Origin of the sequence: Sphingobacterium prati, from assembly GCF_013167215.1 — a bacterium.
In the GTDB taxonomy this organism is placed as follows: Bacteria; Bacteroidota; Bacteroidia; order Sphingobacteriales; family Sphingobacteriaceae; genus Sphingobacterium; species Sphingobacterium prati.
In genome coordinates this window covers 995,647-1,010,039 of sequence record NZ_JABJWY010000034.1, presented here as the reverse complement: position 1 = coordinate 1,010,039, position 14,393 = coordinate 995,647, and the positions used below count along the sequence as shown (strand labels likewise).

The following is a 14,393-nucleotide window of genomic DNA, read 5'->3' as shown; positions in this document are numbered from 1 at the left end:
AATCAAGCCAATAATGATAAAAAAGATAGGTCTATTGCCTTATTTCATTGGAATTTGTTTTCTGTGTTCAGCGCAAAGCAATGCCGTAACTACTGTTGATCGACTGCCGATTGAAGGTAAAAATCTAAACTATATTAACAATCGTTTGCCATTAAAACAGAATGTCTTGCTGAAATTGCCTGTAGGTAGTATTGTCCCGCAAGGTTGGTTGGGGAAATATTTAGATTTACAGAAAAATGGTCTTACGGGGCATCTGGGCGAAATTAGTGCATGGTTATCAAAGAAAAATAATGCATGGTTGAGCGCCAATGGGAAAGGTGATTACGGTTGGGAGGAAGTCCCTTATTGGCTGAAAGGTTATGCAAATCTGGGGTATATTCTGAAAGACCCTAAAATAATAGCCGAATCAAAAATATGGTTGGAAGCGGCAATTAAGAGTCAACGGCCTGATGGCTACTTTGGTCCCCTGATCTTGCGCAACAATAAACCTGACCTATGGGGTAATATGATTATGTTATGGTGCTTACAATCCTATTATGAATTTAGCGCTGATCAACGTGTTTTAGCCCTTATGACCAGCTACTTTAAATGGCAGTCAAATTTGCCAGATAGCTTTTTTCTAAAAGACTATTGGGAGAATAGCCGCGGTGGGGACAATTTACTATCTGTCTATTGGCTCTATAATAGAACCGAAGGTAATGAATGGTTGATGGATCTGGCAGATAAAATTCATCGAAATACCGCCAATTGGCGTCAGAAAGGTGATTTGCCGAATTGGCACAATGTCAATGTTGCACAGTGTTTTAGGGAGCCGGCAACCTATTATCTCAAGAGTCAGTCGACTGAAGATCTGAAGGCAACCTATGACAATTTTAATTTCGTCAGACAGGTATTTGGTCAGGTTCCGGGCGGAATGTTTGGCGCCGACGAAAATGCCCGTCCAGGATATACTGACCCTAGACAAGGTGTCGAAACTTGTGGCATGGTCGAACAGATGGCCTCAAATGAAATCCTTCTTGGAATCACAGGGGATCCGTTTTGGGCAGATCACGCTGAAGAGGTTGCTTTTAATACCTATCCCGCAGCAGTAACAGCTGATTTCAAGGCACTCCGTTATATCACTAGTCCAAATATGAGCATTAGCGATAGTCATAATCATGCTCCAGGTATTGATAATAACGGTCCGTTTTTGATGATGAATCCCTTTAGTTCACGTTGTTGTCAACACAACCATAGCCAAGGATGGCCGTATTATGCAGAGCATCTGTATATGGCGACAAATGACAATGGTGTTGCAGCAGTATTGTATGCCGCGTCCAATGCGGATATCAAGGTTGGCGACAATCAAAATATTCAGATTAAACAAGCCTCTAATTATCCATTCGAAGAATCTATTCGCTTTACAATAGGAACGAATGGAAAGGTAGCTGATTTCCCGTTCTATTTGCGGGTTCCTGCCTGGGCAAAACAGGCACAGGTGAAAATTAATGGAAAGATACAAAATGTTAAATCGGGGGCGAAATATATCCGGATCGAAAGAAAATGGAACGATGGAGATCGGGTCGAACTTCTGCTGCCAATGTCTATCGAATTGAATACATGGACGGCAAATAAAAATGCGGTTAGCATTCAACGGGGGCCATTGACTTATGCCTTGAAGATTAAAGAGAATTATGTGAAAAAGGATAGTAAAGCCTCGGCTATTGGTGATTCAAAATGGCAAGAAACCGCTGACCCAACCAAATGGCCTTCGTATGAGATCCTTCCGGCGAGTGATTGGAATTATGGCCTGGTCCAAAATGAATTGCATGCTCCAGATCAATTGAAAGTTGTCAAACGGGCGTGGCCCAAAGATGCCTTTCCATTTGAAGCGGATGCGGTACCTATTTCTATTTTGGTAAAAGCGAAACGAATTGATGGCTGGAAAATAGATGAAAATGGATTGACCGGTGTATTGCCATTGAGCCCAGTGGAAAGTCAGGCAGCAGTCCAAGAAGTCGAATTGATTCCAATGGGGGCCGCCCGTTTGCGTATTGCAGCATTTCCGACAGTAAAGTAATTAAAGATATAAATGATATAACGATTTTTTTATGATGAAGAAAACCTTATTTTTTGCCAGTCTGATGATGGCTGCACAACTGAATTTTGCGCAGGAATGGAAGCCCGCAGGTGATCACATATTAACCTCGTGGGGTGAAAAAGTGACTGCACAGAAACCACATCCAGAATATCCAAGACCACAACTGGTGCGGAAAAATAACTGGCAAAATTTAAACGGCTTATGGAAATATGCCATTACTCCAGTAAACGCAAATGAAATCCCCCAACAGTGGAGCGGAAATATCCTGGTGCCTTTTGCGGTAGAATCTGCACTTTCAGGGGTCGGTAAGGAAGTTGGTAAAGATAAAGCACTGTGGTATAGCAACACGATTACCTTGGATAAGTCGGTCAACAAAAATAATGTATTGCTCCATTTTGGTGCTGTAGACTGGCAATGTGATGTATACGTAAATAATCAGTTGGTGGGTAGGCATGAAGGTGGTTTTGATCCTTTTTCGATGGATGTGACCCGTTTTCTCAAAAAGGGAGCCAAACAGGAAATCGCCATACGTGTATGGGATCCTACGGACGATGGTCCACAGCCTAGGGGTAAACAGGTCAATCGTCCGAATGGTATTTGGTATACACCGGTTACCGGTATATGGCAAACAGTATGGCTGGAAAGTGTACCACAATCCTATATCGTGACAACAAAGCAGACGCCGCGGTTGGATGAAGGAGTACTAGCCTTCCAAGCGACAGTAGCAGGTAGCCAGGCCGGTGATGAAATTAAAGTGCGGGCACTAAACGGAACTCAGGTTATTAAAGAACAGGTAGGGCAACCTAATACTGCTTTCGAGCTTGCTGTGCCGAATTTGGAAGCCTGGTCACCCAATAATCCGAAGCTTTATGATTTAGAAATTCAGTTGGTCCGCAAAGGGAAGGTCATTGACCAAGCAAGAAGCTATTTCGCGATGCGTAAAATTTCAATGGGAAAAGACGAAAATGGAATACAGCGGCTCCTATTGAACAACAAGTTTACCTTTCAATACGGACCACTTGATCAAGGTTGGTGGCCTGATGGTTTGCATACAGCGCCTACAGATGAAGCCTTAAAGTTTGATGTGATTAAGACAAAAGAAATGGGGTTTAATATGATCCGTAAGCACATTAAAGTTGAGCCAGCACGTTGGTATCGTTACTGTGACAGTATCGGTATGCTTGTCTGGCAAGATATGCCAAGCGGTGATCTGGGCGGAAATCATTGGGATATGCAACCCGGAAAAATATCCGGTGGAAATCGGGATAAAGTACGTTCACAGGAGTCTGAGGGCTACTATAGAAAAGAGTGGAAGGCCATCATGGAAGTTTTGCATAATTATCCGAGCATTGTGATTTGGGTACCTTTTAATGAAGCTTGGGGGCAATTTAAAACGAAAGAAATTACAGAATGGACGATGGCCAATGACCCATCCCGTTTGGTAAATAGTGCCAGTGGTGGTAATTTTATGGAGACCGGCCATATATTGGATATACATAATTATCCTGATGCGGCAATGCCCGATCCAAAATTATTTGGTGCAAAACAGGTATTGGCATTGGGTGAATTTGGTGGCTTAGGACTTCCAATAGATGGTCATTCTTGGCAACAAAAGGACAACTGGGGGTACCAAAGCTTTAAAAATAAAGCAGAACTTCTTGAACGCTACAAACAATTGATCCGTGATTTGACAAGACTAATTCCTATGGGATTGTCGGCAGGGGTTTATACGCAGACCACCGACGTGGAGGTGGAAACAAATGGTTTGATGACGTATGATCGTAAAGTCGTTAAAATGCCTGAAGCAGAATTAAACGCTGCCCATCAGGCGTTGTATCATGCGCCAACTAAATAATTTTATCTTAAATCGGCAAACATGCTGCAATCAATGTTGTTGAGGTATTTCACAGTAGTAGTTTTGATACTGAACCTGTTGAACTCGTGTGGGAGTTCAACAGGCTCAGTTCAACAAGCTGCCCGGATTGGTCAGTCATCGGTACAAAACAAGACCTATATAAATCCTGTCTTTGAACCGATACTTGCGGATCCTACCGTGGTCCGGAATCCCCAGAATAAATTATTTTATGCGTATGGAACAGCTGACAACTGGGGGGATGGTAAGGGGCAGCGTTTAGTTTCCATTTTGCAGTCAAAAGACCTGGTGCATTGGACCTGGATCGGGACGGCATTTTCCACCAAACCGGACTGGAAGCCGCAAGGTGGGATCTGGGCACCGGATGTGGTTTTATTGAATGGAAGATACCTGATGTACTATGCTTATTCAACTTGGGGCGACCCCAATCCTGGTATTGGGGTGGCGATCGCGGACAAGCCGGAAGGTCCATTTGTGGATAGGGGCAAGCTGTTCGATAGCAAGGCGATCAATGTGCCTAACTCGATAGATCCCTATTTTTTTAGGGAGAAGGAGCATAATTACCTCTTTTGGGGAAGTTTTAGTGATGCCGTTACGCAAGGTACCTATGGAGTACCTTTGAATGCCGATGGAACCCAAATACCAGATTTGGATAAAAAATTTAAAGTTGCCGCAGGTGACTTTGAAGCTGTTGTGATTCATAAAAGGAAAGACTACTATTATTTTATTGGCTCAAAGGGCTCCTGTTGTGAAGGTGAAAAAAGTAGCTACCACGTACTCGTTGGCCGATCAAAAAATTTGAAGGGTCCTTATTTGGATCAGGAAGGACGCGATTTAACCCAAAGAGGAAGCGGAACTTTATTGCTGAGAGGAAACGAGAGATTTGTTGGGACAGGACATACCTCCCGGGTTATAAGCGATGAACAGGGCAATGACTGGTTGCTTTATCATGCTATGGACCCCAAACAACCGCGCGTTTCTACTGGCGGTAATCGCCGCATGCTGTTATTGGATAGAGTAATCTGGAAGGAGGATTGGCCTACGATTGAAGGAGCAACGAGTAGTGCTACTGAAAAAGTGGCTCCAATATTTAAGTAATAGCTGAATAGCTGCCAATTATAATCTGTCCTGTGCTATGTAGGCAGTTATACAGATGGGATTGTTGGCGATTAACTTAAATGCTGATCAAGCCACAGATCGATAAATTGGAAGGCATCTTCCCTGCAATCTTCATGAATTATTTCGTGACGCATTCCTGCGTAGACTTTTACGGTGATATCTGTCTTTCCCTGCAGGCGTAATTGCGTAACTGTCTGCTTCAGTCCGTTCCCGAAATCCCCAATAGGATCATCCTGTCCGCTAATAAATAATAAGGGTAAGTTATTCGGGATGCATTTGTTGCGCTCATTATCTGTCGCCCGTAGCGATAAACTCAATACCGTATAAAAGCCATTGTTTGTAAATAAACCACCACATAATGGATCTTCGATAAAAGCAATACGATTCGCTTTGTTGACACTTAGCCAATTGCTGTTATTCTGGTTGAGTTCATCCTTAAACCATACATTATTGCGTTTATTGAACAGTCTATTGATCAATCGGCTACGTTTTTTTGGTGCAAAAGAATTGAGCACCGTCAATAGCATACGAAAAGCTGTGGATCCCTTTTGTCGCGCGCCAGTTCCCATGATTATGGCTCCTTTAAAGCGATCGCCAGCTTGTTGTAAGACACAACGGGTGACAAAAGATCCCATGGAATGCCCCAATATAAAATGGGGGTAATCTGGATAGGACTGTAGTATCATTTCACTCATCCTTATTGCGTCCGAGACGAGCTGCTCCGCCGGATCAGATTGTTGAAAATAACCTAATCCATCAGTATTTGCTGCCGTTTTTCCATGGCCCAATTGATCATAGGTAAGTACAGCGAAACCTCTGTCGGACAAATGTTCTGCAAGTAGCTGATACCGACCGCTGTGTTCCTGCATACCATGGACAATCAATATTGTCGCTATTACCGGTTTGTCTACTGGTTTATATATGCTGTAGAAGAGATTGTGGGTTTCTTTACCCGCAAAAGAATTTATCGAAAAACGACTGGATGATACCGTATTCATTGCTTTGTTCTTTTGTTGTCAAAGTAAACTAGGATTATTTTGTTGGATTTGCAAGTTGATCTTGCTCAGCCTGAAAAAAACTTTAGTGGATCATATTGGATAAATTTAGCCCGTATTAATTTTTTAGTATCGGAATATTTTTTAGATTTGCAGTAATTTAGAATTAATTTAAATAAGCAATTAATTCTTTTGTTTAAATACATTTTATTCAACGGAAGGTAGCAGGAGTTAAGGCGATATTCATACATCGTGATAGGAATAGCGATTGCTCAAGATAGCTTCATTACCAATAAAAATACGTTCTAATGAAAAAGACACTTTTAGCAGCTTTACTTTTTGCGGCATCTTATGCCCAGGCACAGACAAATTCATTAATGAATGGGGAGTTTTGGAAAAGTAAACCTACTCTGGCTACGGTTAAGGGAGAAATTACAAAAGGGAATAGTCCTTCACAACCTAATGCGGCATCTTTTGATCCCGTAACGATGGCTATCCTCAATGGAGCACCGACGGATGTTGTCAAGTTCATGATCGAACAGGAAGGAAACAGTGTCTCAAAGAAAACACATCATAGTCGGAGTTATTTGCATTGGGCTGCTTCAAGTGGCAATGCCGAATTGGTGGATTATTTAATTGAAAAAGGTTCCGATGTCAACTATCAGGATAGTCATGGCTATCCGATTATAGCGTATGCTGCGTCGACGGGAAATACCAATACCGCTGTTTACGATGCTTTATTTAAAGCAGGAATAAACCCAAAAGAGAAGTACGAGTGTGGCGCCACGTTAATGATGCTTGCAGCTTCCGCTGACAGAGATCTTACGCTGACCGATTATTTTATCAAGAAGGGGCTTTCCATCCAAGATAAAGATGAATATGGACGTACTGTAACTGATTACGCGGCTAAGTTGGGCAATATGGAATTAGTGGATAAGTTGATTGCCCGTGGTATAAAACCAACAAACAATGCCTTGTTTTTTGCTACACAAGGATCCAGGCAGGTATCGAATGGATTGGAGACGTATACCTATTTGGTTGAAAAGTTGAAGTTGGATCCCAAAGCCGTAAATAAAGATGGTGCGACCTTGTTACATGCACTGGTACGCCGCCCGGATATGGCAGTGATCAATTACGTTCTGGATAAGGGAGTTGATGTCGCGAAGGCGGATAACGAAGGTAATACCGCCCTTATGATTGCCGCCAATGGCAAAGATGCGAAATTAGTAATGCTACTGCTTTCAAAAGCAAAGAATGTGAACGCCGTGAATGAGAAGGGGGAATCTGCATTGACTAAAGCTATCGGTAGTGGCTCTGCTGAGATTGCAACGCTCTTGATAAAAAACGGTGCCGATGCCAAATTATTGGACAAAGATGGTAACAACTTGGCTGTTTACTGGTTCAATTCTTTTAAAGAAGCACAGCAGGGAGGTCGCCCGCCGCAAAGCGCTCAGTCCAATAACTCACGGATAGATGATTTTAAAGAAAAATTAGCTGTACTTAAAGCTGGAGGGCTGGATGTTGTCGCACCACAGAAAAACGGTAGCACACTCTATCATCTTGCTGTCGCTAAAGAAAGCACAAACCTCATTCAGAAAGCAAGTGAATTGGGGGTAGATATCAATGCACAGGATAAAGAGGGCACCACTGCGTTGCATAAAGCCGCTTTGATCGCCAAAGACGATTCTTTATTGAAAACACTGGTTGCTCTGGGAGCAAAAAAAGAATTGAAAACTGAATTTGATGAGACAGCATATGATTTGGCAAAAGAAAATGACTTTTTATCAAAAGGAAATGTGCAGTTGGACTTTTTAAAATAATAATAAGATGAATACTATAGTTAAAATCGCGCTAATCACACTTTTGTTTTCAGTACTTTCTGTAAGTACATTTGCCCAGACGGGTAAGTATAAATGTATGATCCAAATGAACGCTTACACGGGAGAGGGGGCTTATGTTGTTATTTCTCTGATGAATCCGAAAGGAGCATACGAAAAAACACTTGCCGTACTTGGACCGGACAAGCAATGGTATAACACCCTAAAAGAATGGTATAAATTTCAGACCAAAACCAAAGAAAAACTCAGTGCTGTAACTGGGGCTTCTGTTAGTGGCGGCGACCGCGCCATGCGTACACTGGAAATTGATGAGTCCAAATTCAATAAAGGGTATAAACTTCGCTTTGAATCTGCGGTAGAAGAACAGAAATATCATACTGCAGATGTGGAAATTCCATTGACAAAAGAGGCTATTACTGAAAAAGTGAGTGGCAAAGGATACATTAAGTTGGTCAAATTAAACAAAGTACAATAAGAAAAATGCTGGTATCTGTCTGGAGGTATGCACATTTAGCCTTAGCGCTTGTTTCTTCTGTCTTTTTACTTTTATTATCGGTCACTGGGGTAATTTTGGCAATTGATGCTGTCAGTGAAAAAATACCTTCTTATCGCATAGAAAATATAGATTCTTTAGACCTTTCGCAGACCATAGCTGGTCTGCGAAAGGTTTATCCGGAGATTATTGAAATTTCGGTCGATCACAATCAATTTGTGAGCATTGACGCTATAGATGCTGATGGAAATACCGTAAAGGGGTATATTGATCCTCAAACTGGTAAATATCTCGGGGCACAAAAGAACAAAACGCAGTTTGTTCAATGGATTACCGTCCTACATCGTTCCTTATTCTTAAAGGTGACGGGACGTATTATTATCGGCGTAGCTTCTTTCCTGTTATTTTTGATCACAATTTCAGGATTGGTATTGATTATCAAACGCCAACAGGGTGTTCGACATTTCTTCGCCAAGATCAACCGCGACTTTTTTGCACAATATTTCCATGTGGTGTCGGGAAGGTTATTTCTGATACCTATTTTAATTTTGGCTTTGACCGGAACCTATTTATTTATGGTTCGTATCGAACTGTTAAAGAAGACGAATCAGACGGTTGAATACCCGGTCAAGGAAAATGACATAACTGAACTCGCGATAGCTGATTTTCAGATCTTCAAAACAACGAAGCTCAACGATGTTTTGAAGTTGGAATTTCCTTTTATGGAAGGTGATCCTGATGAATATTATGTTCTCAAGCTGAAAGATCGGGAGTTGACAGTAAATCAGCTGAACGGTGCTGTACATAAAGAAGTTAAGTATCCTTTTACTGCACTGACCGAACAACTTTCTCTTGATCTCCACACGGGTAAAACCAACATGATATGGGCCATCATTTTAGGTCTTGCGTCCTTAAATATTGTCTTTTTCATTTATACAGGTTTTGTTATAACGTTCAAACGTACACGGACAAAGATTAAGAATAAGTATAAGGCTGACAATGCCGAAATTATTATTCTTGTTGGTACAGAAAATGGTAGTACCTTGTTTTTTGCCAATCAGATTCACAAACAGCTATTGGCGGACGGTAAAAAATCAATTTTACTCGGGTTGAATCAATATCAGCGCTTTCCAAATGCAAAACATCTTTTGCTGTTTACTTCTACCTATGGATTGGGAACAGCACCTTCCAATGCGGCCCAGTTTGAAAAAAAATTATTGGCCCATCCGCAGCAGCAGTCGATTAATTTCTCTGTTCTTGGTTTTGGATCAAAAGCATACCCTGATTTTTGTGCTTATGCATATACAATAGACAAACTACTTAGTCAGCAAACATGGGCCTCCCGACTGATAGACTTACATACAGTCAATGACAAAAATGTTGATGAACTGATTTCATGGGTACATCATTGGAGTGGACAAACCAATATCGCCTTAGCTTCTGCCCCGGCAATATATAGTTCAAAAGCGGTTGGATTAAAGAAATTTAAAGTGATTGCCCGATCGATTGTTTCGGAGCGCAACAGCACCTTCACGCTTGTATTAAAACCTCTTGGAAAAATGAAAGTGCAGTCCGGTGATTTGTTGGCCATCTATCCGGCACAGGATCAACGGGAACGCTTCTATTCCATCGGATGTAAGGACGGAATGATTCAATTGGTCGTCAAGCTATTTCCTGAAGGCTTTGGTTCGGGTTTTCTATATCAGCTAAAACCTGATCAGGTTCTGGAAGCACGTGTCATGGCCAATCCAAGTTTTCATTTTCCGAAGGTGGCACCTGCTGTGGCCTTGATTGCAAACGGAACCGGTATTGCACCGTTTTTGGGTATGATTGCAGAAAATCAGCATAAAATACCTGTCAAACTCTATGCAGGATTCCGCACAAACAATGAGATGACAGCGCAATATCTTCGATTTACCGACGAACAAAAAAAGCAGGGACATCTGAACGATGTACAGCTGGCTTTTTCGCGGGAACAGCACGGACAGTACGTGATGGATCTGATCCGTCAGGATGGTGCCTACTTTGTGGAATTGCTCGAACAGAAGGGCTGTATCCTATTGTGCGGTTCACTCCGCATGCAACAGGATGTCGAAGCAACATTAAATGAGATGCTGCTGGCAAGTACAGGCAAACCGATCAGCAGCTATAAAGAAAATAGTCAGATTCTGACAGATTGTTATTAAACATTACAATCTTATGCTATCATTTATTTTGACAAAGTGTGATGAATTATTATAAGCAATATCTACTGATTTCGGTATTTTGGTTGATAGCCGTCGTTAACGGTTTTTCACAGGTATTGCTCAAAAAACAGGTGACCCTTATGGGGTCTGTTTTTGAGATCACATTAGTTGATCAGGATAGCTCAGCTGCCCAACAGCATATTATCGAAGTCATTGCAGAGATTGAACGTATAGAAAATCTGATTTCGGAGTGGCGTCCCTATACGCAAATTTCCGAGGTAAACCGTAATGCCGGGATCAAAGCTGTCAAAGTTGACCGGGAAGTATTTGATCTGACCAAAAGAGCAATTCAATATGCCCGGAATTCACAGGGAGCCTTTGATATTAGCATTGTCGCTTTAGACAAAATATGGAAGTTTGATGGTAGTATGGATACAATGCCTTCCGAGGATGTGATCAAAAACTCGGTTGCTAAAGTTGGCTATAAACACATTGTTTTGGATAGTACTGCCTCAACCATTTTCTTGGAACTTCCGGGTATGAAGATTGGCTTTGGCTCGATCGGGAAGGGCTATGCCGCCGATCGGGGAAGGGAGATCATGAAAAACCGCGGTATACAGGCGGGAATTGTCAATGCTTCCGGTGACCTATCAACCTGGGGTAGCCAACCAAATGGTGAGCCCTGGAAAATAGGGGTGAACAACCCCTTCAGGGCACATGAAATGATAGAGGTCCTTCGTTTGAATGAAATGGCTGTCGCTACCTCGGGGAGCTATGAAAAATATGTCGAAATCGAAGGGAAACGTTATTCCCATATTATTAATCCTATCACCGGATACCCAGCTACGGGACTGACTTCGGTAACAATCTATGGCCCGTCTGCAGAAATAGCCAATGCACTGAGTACGTCCATCATGGTACTCGGTGAAAAAGAGGGGAAGAAATTAATCCATAATTTTCCAAATTATCGTTTTATATTTATTACAGACAAAGGGAAGGTCGTTCGGGATAAGCGCAAGCAATTCCCTTAAACAACAAATAGTATGTCAACGAAAATAATTTAGAGTAAAAGCGTTCTTGGTTCGTCTATGTAGCTATGGACATTGCATACCAAAATCATATGGCAGAAAAAAACTCCAGATCATTTACAGACATTGTTAAGACTTATGGGAGTCAGTTGCTACGTTTTGTAAAAGGAAAGGTAAAAAAAACGGAAGATGCCGAAGATATCTTGCAGGAGGTCTGGTATCAATTCAGCCGTTTGACCAATATGGACGAACTGGAAAATGCTGGGGCATGGTTGTATGCTGTCACCCGAAACAAGATTACCGATAGCTACCGAAAAAAGAAAGATGAGTCGCTGGACGATTTAATGGCGGATGGAGAGGACGTGGACACCGCTTTCCCGATACGTCAGTTTTTGCTGGCTGATGATTCGAACAACCCGGAGCTCAAATTATTCAAGGATATTTTTTGGGATGAATTGATGAAAGCGCTGGATGAATTGCCTGAAAAACAACGTCGGGTTTTTATGCTCAATGAAATTGAAGATAAAACGTTGCAGGAGATCGCTGATATGGAAAATGAAAATCTAAAAACGATCATAAGCAGAAAGGGGTATGCGGTGAAACATCTGCGTTTACGTTTGCGGAACTTATATGAAGAATTAAAATTTTAAAAATATAGCTATGAATAGAAGAATGAGAAGACAGGGAAAAGGCAAATTTGCTTTTGTGTTTGTTGCCATTATCATTGGAGTTTTCTTGCTGGTAGCCTTATTACAATATTTGTGGAATACATTGATGTGTGATATTTTCAATTTGAAGGCTATTACCTATTGGCAGGCGTTTGGACTTTTTGTACTATCACGGATTCTATTTGGGCGTGGATTTGGTAAACCGGGGCGAGGCGGATTCCGTAAAAATCTCCCCCCTGATATGGGCCGTCATGAAGATCTTTCAGAAGAGGAAAGGGAGCGTCTAAAAGAGGAATGGAAGCGTCGTTTCAGAGGACGATGTGGATTCTGAAAAAAAATAAAATTTTTTAAAGTAAAAACCTAGTACAGGCGTCTTCTTCTATAAAGGCGCCTTTTTTTATGCCAAAAGCTGAAGAAACACTTTCAGGGTAATGACAGCACTTGATGATCTGTTACTTGGGATATAAGACAATTATACTGGGTTGAAAAATTGACGACAGGAGAAGTATAAAGGATAACGAATAGAATTACCAAGAAGTGGGTCGACGGATTTTGGGTTTAATGAACAAATAAATTAAAGAAAAAATGAAAAATAAAGTTCGATTTATATTGCCCCGTTTAATCGCATTGACGGTAGTAGCGGGTTTAGCAACCTTAATAATAGGAGCGATCTTTAAGTTGCTGTTGGTTGCATGCATCTTATTTGGAATAGGAAGCTTGGCAATGGCCAAAATACGCCGGAGAGAAATGCGTTCACTTAAAATGGACAAAGCACCGATCTACCCCGGCATGTCCAGTGCGTCGAAAAAGGATGGTGCAATTGTTCCTTTGCACAAACAACAACGAGGCAAGAATGCGACAATTGTCCCGGTGTATTAATATCAGAAAACCAAACAACATAAATAGAGGCGGTAGTGAAGTCCTTTGGGCTGCTCATTACTCCCTACACAATATTCATTACTAAAAAAATAAAGACATGTTTAAAAGAGATTATTATTCCAGCGGATATTCAAATCAAAATAAATTTTGTGGTCAGCATTTCAAAGACCGTTTTGAAAAATTTCAGCAACATTTTTTTGAGGGCGAAGCAGGACCACGCGGAGAGGGACAGCAAGTTGTTCCTGTAAATATTTCTGAAAATTCTGAGTTCTACGAAGTGCAGGTGTTTGCTGCCGGACGAAAGAAAGAGCAGTTTCAGGTCAGTATAAACGAAGGAATTTTAACGATTTCCTGTACAGAAAATACCAACGATACGGCAGCTTATATCTATAAGGAGCATTTGGGCACAGCCTTTGAGCGCGAATTCCAATTAAGTGAACAAGTGCTTACAGATAATGTACATGCCAGTTTTGAAGATGGCGTGCTAACGGTCATTCTTCCCAAGGATCTTGACAAGGTGAAAAGACCGCAAGAAGTCATTATTGACTAAATAATCGGCAAGTAATACCTAACAGCAATTCCGAAAGAGGTCGATGCAGGCGCATTGACCTCTTTCACGTTTTTTTGAGTTTTTTTTGCAGTTGTTTTTTTCCAAATTTTCCGAAGAAATAAAATAATGCTAGTACGACCAAAACAGCCATAAACGGAACGAATATGGCTAGAATAGTCAAAATGGTTGAACCAATGGTTTCCATGGTCGAAATAATGAAATTTCCAAGACCTGCCGTACCGATTGAGGAAGCTGCTCTCGTACCCGCTAGGACCGTACTTATCGTTGCAGCAGTCCCCCCACCGGCGATAATAGCTGCAGACCAGCGGAAAAACGGAGAAATATCTGTAAACTGTATTGCAAAAAGTAAAGTCCCCGCGACAGCGGCCAAAGGAACGGAAATTGTATCCAAAATATTGTCAATAACAGGTATGTAGTAAGCAGCGATTTCAATAATCATTGCCATGCTTGTCGTTATAAGCACCAAATTAGACCCTGCCCAAGCCCATTCGTTACCTACTTGGAACAGTTCCAGGCGACAGCCCAAGCTCAACAAAAATAGCGGCATAAAAATCCGGAAGCCAGTTGCAGCAGCCAAACTAATACCGATAAATGCGCTGACCAGGTATGTGGATAATTCTCCCATGACAAATGGATGTTTAGTTCTATCTATTAGTAGAATAA

At 41.6% G+C, this 14,393-nt stretch carries 13 protein-coding genes; 11 read left to right on the top strand and 2 right to left on the bottom strand.

Annotated features, from left to right (window positions below; genetic code table 11):
• Window positions 1–13: 13 nt before the first annotated feature.
• From HPC41_RS14625 to HPC41_RS14615, 3 genes are read left to right on the top strand one after another with little or no spacing between them, the layout of a single operon-like run.
• Entirely contained in the window at window positions 14–2,059 is a 2,046-nt protein-coding gene (locus HPC41_RS14625; RefSeq protein ID WP_172394702.1) for a beta-L-arabinofuranosidase domain-containing protein, read from the top strand.
• Window positions 2,060–2,090: 31 nt separating this feature from the next.
• Window positions 2,091–3,935 (top strand): glycoside hydrolase family 2 protein, encoded by a 1,845-nt coding sequence (locus HPC41_RS14620; RefSeq protein WP_246250663.1) that lies wholly within the window; start codon window positions 2,091–2,093, stop codon window positions 3,933–3,935.
• A 21-nt stretch (window positions 3,936–3,956) separates the two neighbouring features.
• Window positions 3,957–5,051, top strand: coding sequence for a family 43 glycosylhydrolase (locus HPC41_RS14615; RefSeq protein WP_246250660.1), 1,095 nt, complete (start codon window positions 3,957–3,959; stop codon window positions 5,049–5,051).
• Window positions 5,052–5,122: 71 nt separating this feature from the next.
• Here the strand turns inward: HPC41_RS14615 and HPC41_RS14610 are convergent, their stop codons facing one another.
• On the bottom strand, window positions 5,123–6,070 hold the full coding sequence (locus tag HPC41_RS14610; protein ID WP_172394701.1) for an alpha/beta fold hydrolase: 948 nt from the start codon (window positions 6,068–6,070) through the stop codon (window positions 5,123–5,125).
• Between the two features lie 305 nt (window positions 6,071–6,375).
• Between HPC41_RS14610 and HPC41_RS14605 the strand changes: the two genes are divergently transcribed.
• From HPC41_RS14605 to HPC41_RS14570, 8 genes are all read left to right on the top strand, one after another.
• A complete protein-coding gene (locus HPC41_RS14605) occupies window positions 6,376–7,887 on the top strand; it encodes an ankyrin repeat domain-containing protein (protein WP_172394700.1) in 1,512 nt (503 codons plus the stop codon).
• Between the two features lie 7 nt (window positions 7,888–7,894).
• Window positions 7,895–8,380, top strand: a complete 486-nt coding sequence (locus HPC41_RS14600) for a DUF2271 domain-containing protein (protein WP_172394699.1) — start codon at window positions 7,895–7,897, stop codon at window positions 8,378–8,380.
• A 5-nt stretch (window positions 8,381–8,385) separates the two neighbouring features.
• Entirely contained in the window at window positions 8,386–10,584 is a 2,199-nt protein-coding gene (locus HPC41_RS14595) for a PepSY domain-containing protein (RefSeq protein ID WP_172394698.1), read from the top strand.
• 41 nt (window positions 10,585–10,625) lie between these two features.
• Complete coding sequence (locus HPC41_RS14590; RefSeq protein WP_172394697.1) at window positions 10,626–11,615, top strand: FAD:protein FMN transferase; 990 nt, start codon at window positions 10,626–10,628, stop codon at window positions 11,613–11,615.
• An 89-nt stretch (window positions 11,616–11,704) separates the two neighbouring features.
• Window positions 11,705–12,262, top strand: coding sequence for an RNA polymerase sigma factor (locus HPC41_RS14585; protein WP_216660757.1), 558 nt, complete (start codon window positions 11,705–11,707; stop codon window positions 12,260–12,262).
• 10 nt (window positions 12,263–12,272) lie between these two features.
• Complete coding sequence (locus HPC41_RS14580) at window positions 12,273–12,611, top strand: hypothetical protein (protein WP_172394695.1); 339 nt, start codon at window positions 12,273–12,275, stop codon at window positions 12,609–12,611.
• Window positions 12,612–12,865: 254 nt separating this feature from the next.
• Window positions 12,866–13,159, top strand: a complete 294-nt coding sequence (locus HPC41_RS14575) for a hypothetical protein (RefSeq protein WP_172394694.1) — start codon at window positions 12,866–12,868, stop codon at window positions 13,157–13,159.
• Window positions 13,160–13,256: 97 nt separating this feature from the next.
• Window positions 13,257–13,709: an Hsp20/alpha crystallin family protein gene (locus tag HPC41_RS14570; RefSeq protein WP_172394693.1), complete on the top strand. Its 453-nt coding sequence runs from the start codon at window positions 13,257–13,259 to the stop codon at window positions 13,707–13,709.
• Window positions 13,710–13,773: 64 nt separating this feature from the next.
• Here the strand turns inward: HPC41_RS14570 and HPC41_RS14565 are convergent, their stop codons facing one another.
• Window positions 13,774–14,355, bottom strand: coding sequence for a DUF4126 domain-containing protein (locus HPC41_RS14565; RefSeq protein ID WP_172394692.1), 582 nt, complete (start codon window positions 14,353–14,355; stop codon window positions 13,774–13,776).
• Between the last annotated feature and the right edge of the window lie 38 nt (window positions 14,356–14,393).